The organism is Acidobacteriota bacterium (assembly GCA_040754075.1).
Lineage (GTDB): Bacteria > Acidobacteriota > Blastocatellia > UBA7656 > UBA7656 > JBFMDH01.
In genome coordinates this window covers 25,066-46,107 of record JBFMDH010000026.1, presented here as the reverse complement: position 1 = coordinate 46,107, position 21,042 = coordinate 25,066, and the positions used below count along the sequence as shown (strand labels likewise).

Here is a 21,042-nt window from a genome sequence, read left to right as displayed (position 1 = left end):
CATTCATAGCTTTTCGCTATGGGCAGCTAACCAGGTCAGCGGGATTATATTTGATTATGTTACCGATAACAAGTAGTATTTTTAGCGGTAACATTAATCAACCGAAAAAAGAAGAACGGTCGCCTTTTCAGCCCAGGTGATGACGATAAGGCAATCGGGCAAATTCAAGTTCTTGTTTGTTCCTTGTCGTTCTGCCACTATGAACGGGCAAATCGACATATCGGCTATCGATTTCAACAGCTCTTGTGAAGACCTGGGCTTAAATCTTTGGAGGTCTCAATGGCAAACTTACGATACGCGGACAAAGTGGTAGTGATTACCGGAGGCAGCAGAGGCATCGGTTATGGTTGCGCCCGGGAATTTGTCAAAGCTGGCGCGCAGGTGATGATTTGCTCGAATGACGAACAGGAAGGCTCGGCTGCGGTCGCAGCTTTAAAAAACCTCGCCAGTGAGCAACCGGCAGGCAATGCCGATTTTATTTACTGCGATGTCAGAAACGCCGCGGATATTGAAAATCTGATTGCAGTTTCGGTCTCGCGTTTTGGAAGAATTGATTGCCTGATCAATAATGCGGGATGGCATCCGCCGCATAAACCGATTGATGATTTTTCCGTTGATGAATTTCGCGAGTTGATTAATCTGAACCTCCTCAGCGTCTTCACAACCTGTAAATTGGCGCTGCCTTACCTGCGAGAAACCAGGGGCAATATCATCAATATGGCAAGCCTGGTCGGTCATATGGGGCAACACTGGGCTTCGACTTATGTGGCAACCAAAGGCGCGGTTGTGGCATTGACCAAAGCCCTTGCCATTGATGAAGCCCCCAATGGGGTTCGCGTCAATTCGGTTTCTCCGGGCAACATTTATACGCCGCTCTGGCAGGAAGCCATTGATGCTGCGCCTGACCCTCAGCAGTGCCGTGCTGATGGTGAAGCGGCGCAAGTGTTGGGACGGATGGGAACCAGCGAAGAGGTCGGGCGGTTATGTTTGTTTATCGCCGCCGAAGCTACGTTTACAACCGGCGTGGATCATTTTATCTCTGGCGGGGCAGAATTGGGTTACGGACGAAAAAGCGCTATTGATGATACGCTCTAAACCTGTTCGATGAGTGGAGCGGCTTGCGCTGAACCAACTATCAATTCTTGCCGACCCGAACCCGCGACCGCCTGCGCACCGGAGAAGTTGAAGTCTCCCCACAGGAGTTTCGCACAATCAGTTCCGGTGAAAGAACGATGTTTTTTGCTTTCGCAACCGCAGACTCGCCATTAATGAGTTGCATCAATAAGCGGGCTGCCTGCTCGCCCATTTCACTCCTCGACCAGGAAACCGTGGTGAGCGGTACACGAAGCATGTCGCTGTAATGAATATTGCCGGCACCGACAATGGCGATGTCCCTGCCCACCCGCACACCGAATTCTTCCAAGGCTTTTATGGCGCCAATCGCCGCCGGGTCGTTGACCGCAAAAACCGCTTCCGGCATATCTCCTTGCATAAGCCACGCGCGCATTGCCTCATACCCCTCCGATTCAAGAAAACCGCAATCGCGTACCAGCGATTCGTCATAGCGGATTTTGTGTTGGGCTAAGGCTTGCTGATAACCTTCGAGCCGTTCGACACTCACAGATGAAGCATCACCAAGCAGGTAGCCGATGCGGCGCTTACCAAGCTGAATCAAATGTTCTGTCGCCAACCTGCCAACCTGCACATTGTCTGTGGTGACAGTCGGACAACGTAAATTCTTCATGGTGCGATCAACCAGCACGATTTTGGCGTCGTTTTTGAGCATCTTGCGATAGACCCTGGTTTCAGTTGGTGGCAGCACCGAACTGATGATCAAGCCATCCGTGCGGTGGAGCAGAGCTTCCACTTCACCGATTTCTCTTTCGGCGTCTTCGTCTGTGCTACAAATCAGCAGTTGAAAGCCAGCGGGTCTGGCAATCGATTCAATGGCGCGGGCGACCTCTGCAAAATAGAGGTTCATCAAATCCGGCACCACAATACCGATTAGATACGAGCGGTTGGTAACCAGCGCACGCGCATGTTGATTGGGTTGATAATTTTTTCGGCGTGCGACCTCCAAGACCCGCGCGCGGGTTTCCGGGTGAATCAGCGGATGATTATTAATGGCACGCGAGACCGTCATCTTCGATACGCCCAATTCGCGCGCAATATCTGCAAGTGTTACCGCCATAACCTTCCATCAATGAATTCTGTTTTGAGGCGCAGCCTGATTTGCCTCTACCCTCACAATTTTCGTCATTCAAGCCAATGCTAATTTGACAGCAGTTTTTCGATTTCAGATTGTCTGAAATTTAAGCGCCTGACGCTTCAGGTTTGCTATAGCCCGCCACATTTTAATTGTTATCGATAACAAAAACCAAGGCGATTATGCGTTCAATGACTCCGTTTTCTTCGGCTCCGGAAGGTTTTTGCAATTCACCGCCACTACCCCCGTAGCGCATTCAAACCGGAAGTCAGTAATGCCGGTTTTCTCCTCTTTCATCACCACGCGGCGAAATATTTCGCCGCCGCAGATAGATTTTTGTTGACTCAAAATGGCGAAGATGATAATTTGTCCCAACATTGAACAAATTAAATAGTAAGCTCTGGTATAACGCCTGTCAGCGAATCTAACAGTTTAGCGTTGCCAGATTTTAGATTTGCAGACCATATGGCTTAAGAAGATTTGATTTTTTTGTTGAAGCTCTGCAATCAGGCAATTATTTTAGAGATTATCAGTTTTTAATCAATTAGCCAGTTTGATTCTGTTTTTTCCTAATGAATCAGTGTGGGTGACACCTCACTCAACTACAGCTGATTAATTATTGTTTAAGTGTCTCAAGTGGCAAATCGCGACGCTAATTTGTCCTATATTAGGGCAAATCAAGAAGCGCTCAGAAAAATCAAAAATCAAAGAGCCATCGAATCGTGCGGTTTTCAGGCTGCATAGTTCATTTATCGGCAAACGATTCGCGGGTGCCCAAGCTCTCTAGCGAAGATGAGCATTTAATGTCTCATCCGTTTTAACGCAGATCGCTCACTTTACCGGATGCTTCCGGCTTGTCATTCAAAGGCGTGTGACCTGGCATGCTTACAGGAGGTTGTCTATGAAAAAAACTTTCAAGCTGCTTGCTTTATACGTCATTTTGTCTTTTTTATTTGGGTTTTTACCCTTGCGAACAACTAATTCCATCGTATATGGACAGACCAATACCGGTCGTATCTCAGGAACCGTAACCGATACGTCGGGGGCAACGCTCCAAGGTAGTCTTGTCAAAGTGACCAACGATGCGACGGGTTTGTCGCGGACTACAAAAACCGATGATAACGGTTTTTATGTGATTACCAATCTGCTGCCCGGTAATTACACGGTTTCTGTCGAGCATCAGGGTTTCAAAAAAGCGATTCAATCCAATCATACGCTAGTTGCCGATGGACGATTGACGGTAGACGTTCCGCTTGAACCCGGAGCGATTTCCGAAAGCGTGCTCGTCACTTCGGTCAATTCCGAGACCATCAATAAAACTTCGGGTGAAGTGGCGCGCGTCATCGATACCGAACAGGTACAAAATCTGGCGCTCAATGGACGCAACTACCTGCAACTGACAACGCTGATTCCCGGCGCGCCGTTGCTCACCGATGATCCGCTTGCTTTAATGACCGACCTCGGAGTCAATCAGCCCATCAATGGCAATCGCGGCAATACCAATATGCTCACGGTTGATGGCGGTTTCAATCTGGATTCGGGCAGCAACAACAGCCAGATTAATAACGTCGGCATTGATTTTATTCAGGAAGTAAAAATTCAGACTTCAAATTTCTCTGCCGAATATGGGCGCACATCGGGCGCGGCAATCAATGTGGTGACACGCAGCGGCGGCAACCAATTTCACGGCAGCCTCTTTGAGTTTGTGCGCAACAACAAGTTCGATGCCAACAATTTTTTCAACAATGCCAGAGGTCGCTTTACAGATAATCCGACCGCCAAAGCTCCGGATGTCAAAGTCGCTTCGACTGATCCGCGACTGGGCAAAGAGGTCGTCTCGCGTCCGGCGCTGCGCTATAACAATTATGGCTTCAGTTTTGGCGGGCCAATCCAAAGAGATAAATTTTTCTTCTTCGGCGGCATTGAATGGAAGTCCATACGCCGGTTTACCGCCTCAACACCACGAACCCTGCCAACACGCGCCGAGCGACTCGGCGATTTTTCATTCAGGCTGCGCGGGGCGGATGGCATCGTCGGAACCGCTGATGATGGGGTCATCAGAGACCCGCAACGAACCGGCACCTGTAGCACGACAAATCGCGCCGCTTGTTTTCCCGGAAACATCATTCCGGCAAGCCGCATCACCGCCGATGGCAAAGCCTTCGCTACCGTCTATACGGCTATGGAAGCGCTGGCTGCGGCTTATACAGATACGCCAACGGCTAACAATGCGCTTTATCAACAACCCAATCCCTTTGATGTCAGACAGGAAATTGTGCGCCTGGATTATCGCTTTAATGATAGCCACAGCATCTATGGTCGCTATATTCATGATGATTATAATTTGACCGCGCCTTTCGGAACCTTCATCGATTCACAATTGCCGACCATTCCGACCAACCGTCGGCGTCCGAGTTTCAGTTATCAAGTTGGTCACCTCTGGCTCATTAATGCCCGGTTGGTCAACGAAGCCAAGGTCAATACCTCCTGGAACGGTCAGCGGATTCCACCGGTTGGCGATAACTGGAAAAGGGAAACCTACGGCTTTGCTTTTCAGCAATTGTTTTCAGGCGGGCGATTCGATAACGGCATTCCCGATACCGCCATCAATGGGTTCGCAAGCTGGGATGGGCCATCGCGTTCGCTGCTATCTCCTACAACCGACATTGCCCTGAGCGATACGGTTTCGTTGAACTATCAAAAGCACTCCATCAAAACCGGCGGCACCTACATTCGCAATCGCAAAGACCAGAACGGGCGGTCGCGATATACAGGGCAGGTGACCTTTAACAGCAGCGGCAATCCGAATTCGACCGGCAACGCTTTTGCCGATGCCCTGCTTGGCAATTTCCGCACCTACACGGAGTTTGAAGACGACCCCATCGGGTTCTTCCGCTTCTCTCAGGTTGACGCCTTTGTCTCTGACAGTTGGAAAGTCAGCCCCAGGTTGTCGCTTGAAATCGGCATGCGCTATCAGTACGGACAGCCCACCTATACGCAAGCCAACAACATCGTGAATTTCGATCCCAGTCTCTACGACCCGGCGCAAGCCGTCAGGCTTAATAACAATGGCACCATCGTGCCGAATTCAGGCAATCGCTTTAATGGCTTGATTCGCGCCGGTGATGGGGTTCCCGAAAAGGAAATTGCCCGGGTACGCAATGCCAGCGGCTTGGGTGCAGTGCCCGCGGGTGCGCCACGCGGACTGTATGACGCTCAACATATCTTCATGCCGCGTTTTGGTTTTGCCTGGTCACCAACCAGTGATGGTAAAACAGCGGTTCGTGGTGGCTTCGGCATATTCTACGACAAGCCCGAAGGCAATCTGATTTTTTCACAGGTCAACATCCCGCCATTTCTTACCAGCGCCAGCTTTGAAAACGGCAACATCGGCAACATCGCAGGCGGCACTGCCGGTGCGCTGGCTCCGTTTGCCAATATGCTGGCTATAGACCCAAATCTCGAGCTCCCTTACACAATGAATTGGAGTATCAGTGTACAGCGTGAACTGCCGGGTGGCGTCTTTGGCGAAGTGGCTTATGTATCCAATCTGGGCAGGCATTTGTTGCGCCAGCCCGATATTAACGCGCCATCTTTTGCCGACCTCTTAGCCAATTCGCAACTCCCTACAGCGCAGCGCAAAGCAACCAATGCGCTACGTCCATACAAGGGATTTGCAGCAATCAATTTCCGCCTTTCGGATGCCAATTCCAACTATCACGCCTTACAGCTTTTTGGGGCAAAACGTAAAGGCGACCTGACCATGACCGTCAGTTACACCTGGTCGAAATCCTTAGCTGACGCCAGCGGCAATGGTGATGGCGTGGATGCCGGAGAGGAGCCTTTCAATCGCAGAGCCAACTATGGGCCGACCAGCTTTGATCGCCGCCACATCTTCGTCACCACCTATACCTACAGAATCCCGTTTTTCCACTCCTGGAAAGGCATCGGCGGAGCGCTTTTATCGGGTTGGGAACTGAGCGGCATCACACGCTTTCAGACAGGTCAATTATTAACCGTTTTAGGAACCACAGGAATCGGTAATCGTCGCGCCGATTATCTTGGTGGCGATGTCAAACTCTTCCGCTTTGAGCGCACCCTCGACCGTTGGTTCAACGAAGAGGCATTCGCCCCGGCAGCCGAAACCCGTCCCGGCACCAGTGGTCGCGGCATCATCGTTGGCCCCGGTCGTAACCTGTGGGATTTGTCGATGCGCAAGCGTTTCGGCATCACAGAAGACATCAAGCTGTTGGTTCAGGCAGATTTTTTCAATGCCTTTAATCATACCAATTTCAATAATCCGAATACCTCAATGCCGGCACTGGTGACTACAGCAGGCGCTGACCCGCGACAAAATATTAAGACCAGCAGTTTCGGTTCGATTACAGGGGCTGCGCCGGGGCGCAATATTCAGTTGGCATTGAAGTTGACTTTCTGAGGAATTGAGGTTGGCGCGCTGGAGCTTATTTCCTGTCATTTTCGACAGCTTTTGGTAATTTGCATTATGCGAAGAATCAACCCACACAAATTTCAAATCGCCAAACGCGGAACGTCGCGCGACATTAACCGACAGATTGCGCTGAATCTGATTCGCACCCATCAACCGATGTCGCGCGCTGACCTGGCGCGGATGATGGGACTCAGGCGCGGCGCGGTCAGTCTTATTGTCAATGAATTATTGGAAGAAGGCGCAATCTTCGAGGGCATGACGGGCGAGGCTGAACGCGGACGCAAACCCACTTTCCTGTACATTGATTCAAGAGGAAAATCAATCATTGCTGTCGATATTCGCGTGACGCGAACTTACATTCTAATCACCGACCGTCTGGGTCGTCCACTGGTTGGACCCATCAATTTTCCGACCGACCATAATCCGAAAACTTTGACCCTTGAACTGAGCAAACGCATCAAGCAAATACTCGCCGACCATCCTGAAATCGGCGACTGTGAAGGGGTAGGCGTCGTCGTGCCGGGAATGGTTGAGCAAAGTACCAGTCGCATCATTCTTGCGCCGACGCTCGGTTGGCGCGACGTCGAGCTTCGTGAATCGCTTGCCGCCGCCACCGGGCTACCCATTCATCTGGAAAATTCCGGTAAAGCGTGTGCGCTGGCACAGGTCTGGGCAACACGCGGCGATGCCGCATCAATGAGCGACCTGGCTTTTGTGACGGTCTCGGATGGCGTCGGCGTCGGCATCATTGCGGGCGGTGAGGTTTTGCGTGGGCGACATAATATCGCAGGCGAGTTCGGGCACGTCCCGCTTAACATTGATGGCCCGCGCTGCTCTTGCGGAGCGACCGGTTGTTGGGAAGCCTACATCTCAAACCTCGCAACTTTATCGCGTTATTTCGGTCGCAATTTGCAGGAGATGACCTTGATTCCCGCTGAAATTGCCGCCTTCACCATTGATGACCTGATTGCGCGCGCCCGCGCCGGTGATGCGAAAGCCACGGCGGCAGTGCAATCAACAGCACGCTATCTCGGTCTCGGACTGGCTTCAATTATTAATGCAATCGATCCGGGGCGCATTTACATCGGCGGTGAAATTACAACGGCGTGGGATTTGATTGAAACGACGGTGCGCGCGGCGCTCGCCGAACGCGCCTTAACGCCCGCCGCCTCTAATCCCGACATTTGTATCGTTTCGGCTAGCGATTATCCGCGATTGCGCGGCGCGGCGGCGCTGGTTGTCGCGCCGGCGTTTGCAGCGCCCGCCGTCGCCTGAAGGTGATCAACGATTAAGAAATTGATGATGCGTAAGAAAACACAACACCTGGCTTTCGCTCTGCTGTTGGTAACCACGGCAAGCGCGAGCCTGCGCGCCAATGCTTCACCTACGGTTCAGTTCGTTGAACGCCAGAGCTTGCGCACAGAGATTAGCCGATTTCTTAACGACGAGATGGCAGCCCACATTCGCGCCATTCAATCGCTCAACCCACCACCTGAGCGCGTGCTCGGCGCAGGAACAACCGGCGAATACACCTGGGGAACTTTCATGCGCGCGGTCGGCGCTTATGCGGAGATGGCAAGGCAGCAGGCATTAGCCGAGCATGACCTTGCAAAACTGGTCGGGCAAGCGGGACTTTGGGAACACAAACTCGGCAGCAAAGCCTTCTCTCAGTTATACGCCGCACAGACGCTACGCCATTTCGGGCGCGACCTGAAGACCAATCCTGTATGGCAAGGCTTAAGCGAAGCCGAACGCATTGCCTGGCGTGAACTGCTTGATGTGCGGCGCTTCTATGACCCGAAGACGCGCAAGGTTATCAAGCTCGCTGAAAATTATCTGGGCGTTGCGGCTCGCCTTGCCGCCATTGATTATCAACTCGGCATACTCGATGACCGCAAACTGCTTGATGAATTACTCGACCGCGCGGCTGAGCCTTTCACCAAAGGCAGGCTCTATGCCGACGATGCGCCGCCGACCGGCAGATTTGACCGCTACTCGAACGAATATGCGCGCTTCATTTGCGACGCTGCCGAGACCGCCGGGCGCAAAGATATTCTCGAAGCATTAAAACCAAGTATCGCAGCACAGATGAAGTTGTGGTGGGACCTCGTTAAAGATGACGGTTACGGTTACGCATGGGGGCGCAGCCTCGGCGCTATCAGTTACATGGATACGATGGAGATTGTCGGCTTTTTAGCCGCACATCCTGAATTTCGCCCCGCGCCGCTCACCCATCTGGCAACTGCCTACCTGCTTGCCTGGCGTTGGTTGCGTAGTGATTATCACAACGACACGCATCAGCTATCGGTCTTCGCTTTCGGGCGCGGCAACTATCGTTACATCACACGCGAACGCGAATGGCAGCAGACGGTTGGTTGGTTTGGCAAAGTCGCTGATTCATACATGAAGTTGATGCCCGTGCTTGAACGCGAAAAGCTCACGGAGATTCCAACGCAGCTTTCACTTCCCAATGTTGCGCGGTTTGAATTTTTCCGGCGCGGCGCAAGAAGCGCGGGCGTGTGGCTGGTGCGTCAGGGGTCGCTGAGTTTCACCTTGCCGATTACCACCGGCACACAACCGGGGGTTTCCGATTACCTGCCCGCGCCGCATGGTCTGGCGGGATTTGCTGCGCCGGTCGAGCAACGTTTCCCGGCGCTTGTCCCTTACCTTGAACTTCAGGACGGTCGGGTGATTGCAGCAACCGATGGCGCAGATGAGATTGAACCGGCTGCGGACGGTCGTTCACTGAAAGTCATCTGGCGACGTTGGGCGCTTATCGGCAGCAAGTCAGGCGAATTCGTTGACCCACACTTAACCAGTGAAGTCAGCTTTCGACTTGAGGGAGCAACTCTACAGCGTGAAGAGACCTTGACGGCAAGCGAACCGCTTTCGATTCGCAGATGGTGGATGGCGATTCCGACGACTGCCAGGCGTTACCTTCAAGCCTCTGGCGATGCGCAGAAGTGGACGCGCCTGGAATCGGCAGATGGCATTTTGGAAGTGCTCGCGCCTGTCGCTGATTGGACAATCTCGGAATCGCTGATTGCCAATGGTGATAGTCCGCTTGGACGCGGCGCGCGCGGCGCGGTGCCGATGTATTTGCTTTACGAATCGCACAACCTGCAACTCGAATCCCGTCGTCCGCTGCGCTGGCGTATTGCCTTGCGCGCGGCGGCTGCCAGCCGACCGGAGACTTTGCCACTCATGAAGCATGGAGAGAACTAAGGAGAAATTGTTTACCTATGGAAACCACACAACACCCAATCACTGCTGAAAGCTGTATTGTGCGCCAGACGCACGCCCGCAAAGGTCGCACATTGGCAGTCGCGCCGGGGGCGACCGCCGCGCGCCATCTCTACTACGGACGCATCATCCTCAACGCCACAGATGAACCGATTCATTTTGCAACCGGCGAACGGGAAACCAGCTTGATTTGTTTAAACGGGCGGGCGACGGTTCAAGCCAACGGCAACGCATTCGAGTTGGGGCGCTATGATGCACTCTACATTCCGCGCGACTGTGATGTCGCAGTCACAGCAGCAACGGCAAGCTGTGACCTCGCGGAAATTTCCGCGCCGGTTGCCGGTCGCTACCCTTTACAACAGGTTTCATTCGCAGATGTGCAACGCGACCCGGCTTTGCATTTCAAAACCGGCGGGCAAGGGGCTGAACGCGAATTGAATATTTTAATCGGCAAAAACGTCGAAGCCGGAAGATTGCTTGCCGGTGTGACCTTCAGTAAACCGGGAAACTGGACTTCCTGGCCCCCGCATGAACACGCAGCCATGCTCGAAGAAGCCTATCTCTACATTGATATGCCGTCGCCCGCCTTTGGCATTCAACTGGTTTACACCAATCCGCAGGAACCGGAAGTGGCAACCATCGTGCGCGAAGGCGATGTGGTGTTGATGCCCGGAGGCTATCATCCGAATGTTGCCGCGCCCGGCGGGCAAATCAATTTTTTGTGGATGATGGCAGCCAATCGTGAAGGTGAAGATCGGCAGTTTGGTGTCGTCAATGTGCAGCCTGAATATGCCACGGGTGGTTCCGGGCTTGAGGCATCAGGGGCAGGGAGATAACCAGGCATGCAACGACCATCAAATTTGAGTCTCGCCGTACAGCATTTGAATTGGGGAAGCGTGCCCGTTGAATGCATCGAAGAAGGCGTTGAGCGGCAGATGATTATTGGCAATCAGTTAATGGTTTGTCGCTTGCGCTTTGAGCCGTTTATCGTCACCCCGGCGCACGATCATCCGCACGAACAGATCACCATCGTCGAACGTGGGCGGGTGCGTTTTATCATCGGCAGTCAGGAACGCATCGCCGAAGCCGGTGATGTGCTGCATTTCCCATCGGGATGCTGGCACGGCGCAACCATGCTGGATGAAGAGGTTGTCCTCATTGATATTTTCACGCCGGTGCGCGAGGACTTTCTTAATCTGCCCGCGTGAGAAGCGCAGGCGCGCGGTACGGCTTTCGAGCCAGGTGTCATTTGTGAAGATCGCGTACTTGAATTTTTTATAAAAAGGATTTTTCCATGTCATCACCTCCTCCAAGTCTGGGCACAACTGTCGCTGCGCCACAAACGATTGCAACCCGCGTCGGGCGTTACCGCTGGGTGATTTGTGCGTTGCTGTTTTTCGCCACCACGATTAACTATGTAGACCGGCAGGTGATTGGCATCCTCGAAAAAGATTTGCGCACCATCATCGGTTGGTCGCCGGTTGACTATGGCAATATCGTTGCCGCCTTTAATGCCGCCTATGCGCTTGGACTACTGGTCTCCGGTCGGTTAATTGATCGCTTCGGGACAAAACTCGGATACGCGCTCGCTATTGTTGTCTGGAGCCTTGCGGGAATGGCTGCTGCGCTTGCCCGCACACCGTTCGGCTTTGGCAGCGCCAGAGCCGCGCTTGGCGTCGGTGAAGCGGCAAACTTTCCTGCGGCAATTAAAACGGTTGCCGAATGGTTTCCCAAAAAAGAACGCGCCTTAGCAACCGGGATTTTCAATGCAGGCACCAATGTCGGCGCGATTGTCGCGCCGCTTGCTGTGCCCTGGATTTTTATTCACTGGGGCTGGCAATGGGCATTTATTTTAACCGGCGCGCTCGGTTTTCTGTGGCTGTTGTTCTGGCTGCCGATGTATCGCAAACCCGAAGCCCATCCGAAATTATCACCAACTGAACTTGCTTATATTCAAAGCGATCCGCCTGACCCGCCAGCCGCCAAGGTTCCCTGGATTCAATTGCTGCCGCATAAACAGACCACCGCCTTTGCGATTGGCAAATATATGACCGACCCGGTCTGGTGGTTCTACCTGTATTGGATACCGAGTTTTCTCAGAGAAAAGCATGGGCTAGACCTCACACAAGTCGGCTTGCCTTTAATTGCCATTTATCTCATTGCTGACATTGGCAGCATCGGCGGCGGTTGGCTCTCTTCGGCTTTTATCAAACGCGGCTGGACGGTCAATCGGGCGCGCAAGACCGCCATGCTCATCTGCGCTGTATCCGTTTTGCCGATGGTCTATATGCCCTACATCAATCATCTATGGCTTGCCGTGTTGCTCTTTGGCATAGCGGCGGCGGCGCATCAAGGCTGGTCAGCGAATATCTTCACCATGTCGAGCGATATGTTCCCGCGTCGCGCGGTCGGTTCGGTGGTCGGTGTCGGCGGCATGGCGGGCGCAATCGGCGGAGCCATCATGGCGGTTGCCACAGGCTACATTCTGGAGCGCACAGGCGGCAATTACATGATTATCTTTTTCACCGTGGGTCCAGCCTATCTCGTGGCGCTTGGCATCATTCACCTGCTCGCGCCGAAATTCCAACCCGTCGATGAAAGCGCCTTGCTTGAACCGAATCCGATGTCGGTTGGCGGATTTTTAGGTTTCGGTTTTGTCGGCTCTATTCTCGGCTCATTCGCAGGCTGGTGTCTGGGATTAATCGCCAGGCAAACCGGCGGGGCGTTGTTGAAATATATGTTGGGCGGCGCGGTGACGGGCATTTTAGTGGGAATCGTCGCCGGTAATCTGCTAACCAAACTGAGTCAGGCGAAACAGAGTTAATGATTTTAGAGGCTTTCAAACTGAACGGCAAAGTGGCGCTGGTGACTGGCGCTTCGGCAGGGCTGGGCGCTCGAATTGCCATTGCGCTTGCTCAGGCAGGCGCAGAGGTCGCCTGTCACGGTAACTCACACGCCCCGGATGCAACCTGCGAAGCCATTGCTAACCTCGGTCGGCGCGCGCTTGCCATCAGAGGCGATTTGCAAGATTGCAACGCGCCGCGTCGGTTGATTGAAAACACCGTTCAAGAGCTTGGCGCGATTGACATCCTCGTAAACAACGCCGGGATGATTCGCCGCGCCCCTGCGGTTGATTATGCGGAAGCGGATTGGGCGGCGGTTATCGAAGTGAATCTATCGAGCGTCTTTCGGCTTTCACAACTTGCAGGCAAACACATGATGGAGCGAGGTCGCGGCAAAATTATCAACATCGCTTCTCTGCTCTCGTTTCAAGGCGGTATCACAGTGCCCGCTTATGCGGCGTCTAAAGCCGGTGTTGCAGGACTCACGAAAGCCTTAGCGAATGAATGGGCGGCGAGAGGAATAAATGTCAACGCCATTGCGCCGGGCTATATCGCTACGGATAACACGCTGGCGTTACAACGCGACGCGACGCGCAACCGGCAGATACTTGAACGCATTCCTGCCGGACGATGGGGCGAACCGGATGATTTAGCCGGAGCAGCGGTTTTCCTTTCGTCATCGGCGAGCGATTACATTTATGGCCATGTTCTAGTCGTGGATGGCGGCTGGATGGGTCGTTGAGAAAGGTGAAGGGGGAAGGATGAATAACAATATTAACCAGGTCTCATCCTTCTTTCTTCACCCCGTATAAGCTAATGATAGTTGCCTCGTCATATTCGTCAAGTAACCGCGCTTCATCAGCCACGTTTTCATTCTCCAGGTAAGGAACAGCAGTTATGCCCAAAAACCTATCGTCACTACTGGCTACCCTCGCGCTTTTGCTCTTTGCGCCCATAAGCAATTTGCAAGCGACGCCGCGCATTAAAGTCATTAAGTTGGCGGTGACCAATCCGACCAATCAATCACGCCCGCAAGAAAACATCATTGTCAGCGTCAGCGAACTCAAACGCCTCGCTTGGGATTTCAAAGCCGGCACGGTCATCATTACCACGAGTGATGCGGCAACCCTTGAAGAAGACGCCCGCACTTTGCAAACCGTCGAACTGCCGTCGCAAGCAGACGATTTGGATGGTGATGGTAAATATGATGAGTTAGCTTTTCAAATCGCGCTCGCGCCAAAGCAAACGCGCATCGTGACGATTGCCTATGGTGACGCGGCAACTTTGCAACGATTGCGCAGCCATTACCCGCGCCGCACATCCGCAAAATTCACCACCAAATACGAAGGCATGGGATGGGAATCGGAACTCACCGCCTGGCGACTTTATTTCGACGCGCGCAATGCCATTGATTTATTCGGCAAGCGGCGAGTCGGACTTTATCTTGAACTCTTCGGCTCGCCCGAATACGACTATCACGAAGAGTCGCCTTATGGGCGCGACATTTACAAAATCGGCGAGGCGCTCGGCATTGGCGCAATCGGCGCGTTGGTTGATGGCAAAGTCGTCAAAGTAGCCGATGTCGCAGAACGCCGTCAGCGCGTCATCAGCACAGGACCGGTGCGGGCAATTGTCGAACTCGAATACAACGGTTGGAAAGTTGGTGGACGCGCGGTTGATTTGACAAGTCGCATAACTCAGTGGGCGGGAGAGCACGGTTTTATTCATCGCATCATTGCAAAGAATGCCGAAGGACTGACCCTCGTAACCGGCTTGCCGCAAAAACCCGGCGTCGAAGAGCTGAGCGCCGAGGTGAAGGCTGATAAACACGCGCGCATCATTTGCACCTGGGGACATCAGGTACTTAAAACCGGCGCAACCGCGACCGAGTCATTATCTGACCAAAATCTCGGACTCGCGCTCGTTGTGCCGCAATCAGAACGCGATAACGACGCATCATTGAATAACCCCGCCAATCATCTCGCTCGCCTCTCTCTGAAAGACGGCGCGGCGTGGTGGTATGTTGCCGCCTTGTGGGATCAGGAAGGTACGGAGACTTTGCAAATCAACGCTGATCATGCGGCAACCCGCAATCAAAGCGGCACACTTGGGTTTGCCGCTACAGCTATCAACACACGACAAGGTTTCGCGAGTTTTGTTGAAGAGTTGAGCGCGCGTCTTTCGCGACCCGCTGATGTGCGATTGCTTTCAAGTCGCGGCGCGCCTGAGTCTGCGCCGCCCGATACGCTTCATCCGGCGCAGCGTAAAACCTATGCGCAAGCCATCGCGCTCATTCGTCAAGCGGTAGAAGGCAATGCGCAAAAATGGGAACCCCTCATCGCAGCGACTCCCCCGGAGGTTGTCAATAAATCCACTGGCGCGGGATTTTTCACCGAAGGCAACAATCAAACCGGCGAATGGAAAGAGCAGAAAGGCTATTTTTGGACGGGCTGTTTCTGGATTGGCGAGTTGTGGAAGCTTTACGACAAAACCAAAGATGAACGTTTTCGCCGCTGGGCAGAATTGTGGCACGCGCGCTTGCTCGGCAAAGAGATGACGCAAAATCATGACACAGGCTTTTTGAATTACTACACTTCGGTCTTTGCTTATGAACTGACCAAAGACCCGAAATATCGCGTGAGCGCCCTGCGCGCTGCCGAGCGCTTGAAACAGCATTTCAACCCCAAGACCAGCATGGCGGCTTCGTGGGATGTGAACGGCGACGACACCATCATTGATACGATGATGAATTTGCAAATCTGGTGGTGGGCGGCGCGCGAAACGAATAACAACGAATGGCGCGCGATGGGTGTGAGTCACGCGCTCAAATCCGCAGAGTGGTTGGTGCGCGAAGACGGGTCAATCATCCAGTCAGTGCATTATAATCCCGGCGATAACCGTCAGGAATTTGCTTCGGCTGGCAATAAAACGCCGCTTGCCAATCAGGCGCATTCGGGTGAGCGGGTTTTTTATCACACCCATCAAGGTTTTGCCGCAGACACCGGTTGGGGGCGCGGCACTGCGTGGGCGCTCTATGGTTTTACGACAGCATTTCGAGAAACCCAGGACGCGCGTTTGCTGAAAACCGCCGAAAAGATTGCCGCATTTGTCATCGACCGGTTGCCCGAAGATGGCGTAACGTGGTACGACTTTCACGACGAAGGCGTGCATTTTCGTAACCGCGACACATCGGCGGCAGCACTCATCGCGGGCGCATTACTTCGGCTCTCTGAATTAACCGATGATTCGACTCGCGCGGCAATGTACAGACGCGAAGGTGAGCGCATCGTTCAATCGTTGATTGACGGTTATCTCACACCCGTCGCAGCCGACGATAAAACGCCGCCCGGTGTTTTGCGTCATGGTTCGAGCACGCGCCCGCATGACGGGATGCTCATTTACGGCGATTATTATTTGCTCGAAGCGTTGTTATGGTTGGAAGCGAACCCGACAAGGAAGGGAGCAATACAATGACATCACAAACTTCTCGGCGCGGATTTATTTTAAGTCTCGGTTCATTTGCTGCTGCCTCTGCCTGTTTGCCTCTCAGCACGCTTGCCGGCAATGTTGAACCGCCACTCTATCCATCGGTTGACCTCTCTTACTTCGACACTCCGATACCCCCCGCTGCCGCAGACATTCGTTTTGGTTATGCGGCAATCACCTGGGGCGGCGACGATATGACCGCCATCAAAGAAGTGAGTGAGCTTGGGTTTCGCGGCATACAATTGCGCTCCAATCTCCTAAAAGAGTATGGCGACAAACCGCAAGCCATCAAAGAGATTTTGCAGCAACACAAACTGCAATTCGTGGCGCTATCGGGCGGCGGACCGCGCGGCACCGATTACAACGAAGCGGAAGCCGTTGCTTTACAGGTCAAACAGGCAACTTTTCTGCGCGATGCCGGCGGGCTTTATTTACAGATGACCGATTCCTCGCGCCCGAAAGAGCGCAAACCTTCGGCAGAGGATTTCAAAAAACTGGCGCGCACGCTCACAGAAGTTGGCAAACGCATCGCTGATTCAGGCATTCAACTCGGCTATCACAATCACATGAACAGTCTCGGCGAAGCGCCCGATGAAGTCGATGCCATTATGGATGCGACTGATGCGCGCTACGTTAAACTCGAACTCGACATCGCGCACTATGCGCAAGGCGGCGGCGACCCGGTCAAAGCCATTAAAAAATATCGCGACCGCATTCTCTTTCTGCACATCAAGGATGTCGAAACCATTACGCCAGGCGGCAATCAAACCGGCAACTATCGTTTCGTTGAACTCGGTCGCGGCAGAGTCGATTTGCCAGCGGTGTTTGCGGCGCTTAAAGAGATTAAATTTCGCGGCTGGGCTATCATTGAACTCGACAGCGTGCCCGATAAAAGCGGCACGCCAAAAGCTTCGGCAATGATGAGCAAAAAGTACGTGGAAGAAAAATTAAAGTTGAAAATTTAATCAGGATTCAGGGAAAGGAAAGTATGAAGTAGGAACGATGAACGATGAACAACTACAAAACGCTTTCTGTTCATCCTTCATACTTCAGCCTTCATCGTTTCTTCTCCCCTGAATCCTGAATCCTTGCTTATGTCAACCTTCAAACTATCGGTTTTCACAGATGAAATCACTCACGATTTCGGGCGGGCGCTGGAAATCGCGTCGCAGGAATTCGGACTCGCTTATGTTGAAATACGCGGCATGTGGAACAAGAACATCATGCAACTTGACGGCAAAGAGATTGCCGAAGCGCGGCGTTTGCTCGAAAAATACAAGCTGCGCGTGAGTTCGATAGCTGGGCCACTGTTTAAAGTCGATTGGCTTGGCGCGCCGGTTTCCAAATTCAGCCAGCGTGACCAGTTCGGCGCAAACTACACTTTCGAGCAGCAAGCGGAAGTGCTTGAACGCGGCATTGAACTGGCGCGCGCCTTCAACACCGACCATCTGCGTTGTTTCGATTTCTGGCGACTCGAAGACCAGAAACCTTATCGCGCGGCGATTGATGAAAAGCTGATTGAAGCGGCAACCAAAGCAGGAAAGCGCGGCGTGACGTTGGTGATGGAAAACGAATACGCCTGCAACACGGCGACCGCTGCCGAAGCCGCAAGGACGCTGGCGGCGGTTCGAGTTTCGAGTTTCAAATTGAACTGGGACCCCGGCAATTCGGCATTTCGCTCAGAGGTGCCTTTTCCTGATGGCTACCGTCTGCTTCCGAAAAATCGCATCGGTCATGTGCATTGCAAAGATGTCGCGCGCAAACCGGAAGGCGGCTTTGCGTGGATGGCGATGGGACGCGGCATCATTGATTTTGTCGGGCAATTCAAAGCCTTAAAAAAAGATGGCTATCGCGGCGCAGTGGTGTTGGAAACTCATTGGCGCGGCGCGGGCATCGCGGAAGAATCGACGCGACAAAGCATGGCGGGAATGAAAGATTTGCTCAAACGCGCCGACGCGCTTTGAATTGCGGATTGCGAATTGCGGATTGAACGGCGCGAGTTGGTCTTACATTCAATTACAGTTTTTTGCGAGTCAAAAATAAGCAACAGTCAAAGTGGCGTTCCATATTCATCGGATATGCGATTCATTCACCGAGTTGGTGTTCAGTTTTTTTCAGTGGAATCTGTGACCTGAAATTTTAACGAGGCAGGTTTTTATGGTTGGTTTAAAACGGGCAACCGAAAACGCCTGTGAGAAAGGGAGGAGTTTATGGCAACAAAAAATCAGCATCGTCGGGAGTTTATGAAGACTTCGATTGTCGGGGCTGCCGGTCTGGCTTTCAGTTCGACGGCTGCAAGTTATGCAAGGATTCTCGGAGCCAATGACCGCGTGCGCGTGGCTTTCGTCGGTCCCGGCGACCGCGCCCGCGATGCCTTGATTCCAGCTTTTTTACAACTCTCGCGCGAGTTGAATTTTGAACCCGCGGCGGTTTGTGACATCTGGAATAAACGGCTCGAAGAGAGCGCGGCTTTCGTGACCAGGCAGGCTGACAAATTAAAGGTTCCGGTCGGCGGCGAACAACTGGCAAAGGCGCGCAACACTGATGAACTCTATGCAATGAAAAACATTGATGCGGTCATCATCGCGACTGCCGATTTTCAACACGCGGTGCATTGCATGGAAGGGGTGCGCGCCGGCAAAGATGTTTATGTCGAAAAGCCTTTCGCCAACACCATGACCGACGCGCGCAATGCCCTGAAACTGGTGAAAGCCTCAAAACAAATCGTTCAGGTCGGCACCCAGAGGCGTTCGACGCCAAGCTATATGCGGGCTTACGATTTCATTAAATCGGGCAAATTCGGCGACATTGTGATGGCGGAGATGACCTGGAACGTGAATCAACCGGGGCGCTGGCGAAGACCCAGTCTCGTGCCGCAACTTAAAGAGCAGGACACCGACTGGAAACGTTTTCTCATCAATCGTCCATACGAACCATTCGATGCGAGAAAATATCTCGAATTCCGATTGTTCTGGCCCTATTCATCTGGCATACCCGATCAATGGATGGTTCATCAGATTGACACGGTGCATTGGTTTACCGGCTACAATCATCCGACGAGTGTAGTTGCCAACGGCGGCATTTATCTGTGGCGCGATGGGCGCAAGAATTTCGATACCATGACCGCAGTTTTCGATTACGGCGATGCGGCGCGCGGCGGCAAAGGATTTCAGGTGGTCTATTCATCGCGGCAGACCAATAGCGCAGGCGATGTCAAAGAAATTTATTATTCAAATGGCGGCAGCCTCAACCTCGACACCAACAAGATTGGCCCGCAAGGCGGACTCAGAGAAAATTATGCCAAAGCGATGGGAATGCAGCCGTTTTTACTGCCGGAAATGTCGCTTACCGAAGAGACCGCCAAAGCCGAAACCGCGGCAAGCACCGGCGTCGATAGCTCTACGCTTGCACACATGCGTAACTGGATGGAATGTGTGCGGTCGCGCAAAACCCCGAATGCCGATATTCACGCGGCATACAATCATTCGGTGGCGCTTTGTATGACCATCGCCGCTTTGCAAACCGGCAAGCGCGTGACCTTCAATGATGCCAAACAAGACATTGTCATTGGCTAATGCACCAAGGAGGAATTCCATGTTCAGGCAGCAAAGCGTTGGCGCGCGTTTGCTTGTTTTTCTCTGCGTCATGGTCATCGGGGGTCTGCCAATATTTGCGCAAAGCACATCGTCGAAAGCAATGGTGCGCGTCGTAGTGAATGAAGCCCATCGTCGTGTGGATGTAACCGTTGATGGCAAATTATTCACTTCGTACATCTGGACTGACACCATTAAAAAACCTGTGCTTTATCCGTTAAAAACCGCTCAAGGCAATTTGGTGACGCGCGGTTTTCCGCTTGAACCACGGGCGGGCGAGCGCGTCGACCACCCGCATCACGTCGGTTTGTGGTTCAATTACGGCGATGTCAACAAGCTCGATTTCTGGAACAACTCGGATGCCATCAAAGCCGAAGAACGCCAGAAATACGGCAGCATTCGTCACACCAAAATCAAGCGCGTAAAAAGCGGCAACCGGCGCGGCGAACTCGAAGTCGAAATGGAATGGCTCACATCCAGTGGCAAAATTTTGCTGCGCGAAAACACCACGTTCATTTTTCATGCCAGTGAAAATGCGCGCACCATCGACCGCATCACTAAGCTTACGGCTTTAAACGAGCGCGTCATTTTCGCCGATAACAAAGAAGGCGTCTTAGGTATACGTGTCGCCCGCCAGTTAGAGCAACCATCGGACAAGCCCGAAGTTTTCACCGACGCGAGCGGCAAAGCGACAACGGTTGCCAAACTCGATAACGCGGGCGTCAGCGGTCGCTATCAAAGCAGCGAAGGCAAAACCGGTGACAGTGTGTGGGGAACGCGCGGCAGATGGACAATGCTTACGGGCACGATTGAACAAGAAGCCATCACGCTTGCCATTCTCGACCACCCGAAAAATGCGGGCTTTCCGACTTATTGGCACGCGCGCGGTTATGGACTGTTTGCCGCCAACCCGCTGGGGCAACAAGTCTTCAGCAATGGCAAAGAGAAATTGAACTTCACCCTCGAACCGAAACAGTCAACAACGTTCAGGCATCGCATTTTAATTTTGTCGGGCAAGGCGACCGCTGATGAATTGGAATCCCAGTACCAACGCTTCACCAGTGAAATGAAGTAACGATAGATTTAGCCTTCATTGAATACAGTTTGAAGGAATAGAGAGTACGGAACAAACGGAAAATCAAATGCAGGGTATCAACCCAATCAACAATACTTTTCGCAGTTTCCGTCTATTCCGTTATTTCCGTTTGTTCCGTACTCTCT

At 52.8% G+C, this 21,042-nt stretch carries 14 protein-coding genes; 13 read left to right on the top strand and 1 reads right to left on the bottom strand.

Annotated features, from left to right (window positions below):
• Positions 1 to 279 precede the first annotated feature (279 nt).
• Positions 280 to 1,095 (top strand): SDR family oxidoreductase, encoded by an 816-nt coding sequence (locus AB1757_23045; GenBank protein ID MEW6129930.1) that lies wholly within the window; start codon positions 280 to 282, stop codon positions 1,093 to 1,095.
• A 40-nt stretch (positions 1,096 to 1,135) separates the two neighbouring features.
• On the opposite strand, the gene AB1757_23040 is transcribed toward AB1757_23045, so the two are convergent.
• Positions 1,136 to 2,191, bottom strand: coding sequence for a LacI family DNA-binding transcriptional regulator (locus AB1757_23040; protein MEW6129929.1), 1,056 nt, complete (start codon positions 2,189 to 2,191; stop codon positions 1,136 to 1,138).
• A 916-nt stretch (positions 2,192 to 3,107) separates the two neighbouring features.
• Here AB1757_23040 and AB1757_23035 point away from each other — a divergent pair.
• From AB1757_23035 to AB1757_22980, 12 genes are all read left to right on the top strand, one after another.
• Positions 3,108 to 6,644, top strand: coding sequence for a carboxypeptidase regulatory-like domain-containing protein (locus AB1757_23035; protein ID MEW6129928.1), 3,537 nt, complete (start codon positions 3,108 to 3,110; stop codon positions 6,642 to 6,644).
• A 66-nt stretch (positions 6,645 to 6,710) separates the two neighbouring features.
• Positions 6,711 to 7,931 (top strand): ROK family transcriptional regulator, encoded by a 1,221-nt coding sequence (locus tag AB1757_23030; GenBank protein ID MEW6129927.1) that lies wholly within the window; start codon positions 6,711 to 6,713, stop codon positions 7,929 to 7,931.
• Between the two features lie 24 nt (positions 7,932 to 7,955).
• Entirely contained in the window at positions 7,956 to 9,881 is a 1,926-nt protein-coding gene (locus AB1757_23025) for a hypothetical protein (protein MEW6129926.1), read from the top strand.
• Positions 9,882 to 9,898: 17 nt separating this feature from the next.
• Positions 9,899 to 10,735: a 5-deoxy-glucuronate isomerase gene (locus AB1757_23020; GenBank protein MEW6129925.1), complete on the top strand. Its 837-nt coding sequence runs from the start codon at positions 9,899 to 9,901 to the stop codon at positions 10,733 to 10,735.
• Between the two features lie 6 nt (positions 10,736 to 10,741).
• The gene (locus AB1757_23015) at positions 10,742 to 11,107 is read left to right on the top strand and encodes a cupin domain-containing protein (protein ID MEW6129924.1); all 366 of its coding nucleotides are present in this window, start codon (positions 10,742 to 10,744) and stop codon (positions 11,105 to 11,107) included.
• An 86-nt stretch (positions 11,108 to 11,193) separates the two neighbouring features.
• Positions 11,194 to 12,723 carry an MFS transporter gene (locus AB1757_23010; GenBank protein MEW6129923.1) on the top strand — a complete coding sequence of 510 codons (1,530 nt, stop codon included), beginning with the start codon at positions 11,194 to 11,196 and terminating at the stop codon, positions 12,721 to 12,723.
• On the top strand, positions 12,723 to 13,484 hold the full coding sequence (gene kduD / locus AB1757_23005; GenBank protein ID MEW6129922.1) for a 2-dehydro-3-deoxy-D-gluconate 5-dehydrogenase KduD: 762 nt from the start codon (positions 12,723 to 12,725) through the stop codon (positions 13,482 to 13,484). The genes AB1757_23010 and kduD overlap by 1 nt, the downstream gene beginning before the upstream one ends.
• A 155-nt stretch (positions 13,485 to 13,639) precedes the next feature.
• Positions 13,640 to 16,216, top strand: coding sequence for a DUF4861 family protein (locus AB1757_23000; GenBank protein ID MEW6129921.1), 2,577 nt, complete (start codon positions 13,640 to 13,642; stop codon positions 16,214 to 16,216).
• Positions 16,213 to 17,193 (top strand): sugar phosphate isomerase/epimerase, encoded by a 981-nt coding sequence (locus AB1757_22995; protein ID MEW6129920.1) that lies wholly within the window; start codon positions 16,213 to 16,215, stop codon positions 17,191 to 17,193. Before AB1757_23000 ends, AB1757_22995 begins: the two co-directional genes overlap by 4 nt.
• Positions 17,194 to 17,322: 129 nt before the next feature.
• Positions 17,323 to 18,192: a sugar phosphate isomerase/epimerase family protein gene (locus AB1757_22990; protein MEW6129919.1), complete on the top strand. Its 870-nt coding sequence runs from the start codon at positions 17,323 to 17,325 to the stop codon at positions 18,190 to 18,192.
• A 246-nt stretch (positions 18,193 to 18,438) separates the two neighbouring features.
• On the top strand, positions 18,439 to 19,803 hold the full coding sequence (locus AB1757_22985; protein ID MEW6129918.1) for a Gfo/Idh/MocA family oxidoreductase: 1,365 nt from the start codon (positions 18,439 to 18,441) through the stop codon (positions 19,801 to 19,803).
• Positions 19,804 to 19,822: 19 nt separating this feature from the next.
• Entirely contained in the window at positions 19,823 to 20,896 is a 1,074-nt protein-coding gene (locus AB1757_22980) for a PmoA family protein (protein MEW6129917.1), read from the top strand.
• Positions 20,897 to 21,042: the final 146 nt, after the last annotated feature.

Coding starts and splice junctions, on each gene's coding strand:
- AB1757_23025 (MEW6129926.1), top strand. CDS start 7,956: ATGATGCGTAAGAAAACACAACACCTGGCTTTCGCTCTGCTGTTGGTA.
- kduD (MEW6129922.1), top strand. CDS start 12,723: ATGATTTTAGAGGCTTTCAAACTGAACGGCAAAGTGGCGCTGGTGACT.
- AB1757_23010 (MEW6129923.1), top strand. CDS start 11,194: ATGTCATCACCTCCTCCAAGTCTGGGCACAACTGTCGCTGCGCCACAA.
- AB1757_22990 (MEW6129919.1), top strand. CDS start 17,323: ATGTCAACCTTCAAACTATCGGTTTTCACAGATGAAATCACTCACGAT.
- AB1757_23040 (MEW6129929.1), bottom strand. CDS start 2,191: ATGGCGGTAACACTTGCAGATATTGCGCGCGAATTGGGCGTATCGAAG.
- AB1757_22995 (MEW6129920.1), top strand. CDS start 16,213: ATGACATCACAAACTTCTCGGCGCGGATTTATTTTAAGTCTCGGTTCA.
- AB1757_23045 (MEW6129930.1), top strand. CDS start 280: ATGGCAAACTTACGATACGCGGACAAAGTGGTAGTGATTACCGGAGGC.
- AB1757_23030 (MEW6129927.1), top strand. CDS start 6,711: ATGCGAAGAATCAACCCACACAAATTTCAAATCGCCAAACGCGGAACG.
- AB1757_23000 (MEW6129921.1), top strand. CDS start 13,640: ATGCCCAAAAACCTATCGTCACTACTGGCTACCCTCGCGCTTTTGCTC.
- AB1757_23015 (MEW6129924.1), top strand. CDS start 10,742: ATGCAACGACCATCAAATTTGAGTCTCGCCGTACAGCATTTGAATTGG.
- AB1757_23035 (MEW6129928.1), top strand. CDS start 3,108: ATGAAAAAAACTTTCAAGCTGCTTGCTTTATACGTCATTTTGTCTTTT.
- AB1757_22985 (MEW6129918.1), top strand. CDS start 18,439: ATGGCAACAAAAAATCAGCATCGTCGGGAGTTTATGAAGACTTCGATT.
- AB1757_22980 (MEW6129917.1), top strand. CDS start 19,823: ATGTTCAGGCAGCAAAGCGTTGGCGCGCGTTTGCTTGTTTTTCTCTGC.
- AB1757_23020 (MEW6129925.1), top strand. CDS start 9,899: ATGGAAACCACACAACACCCAATCACTGCTGAAAGCTGTATTGTGCGC.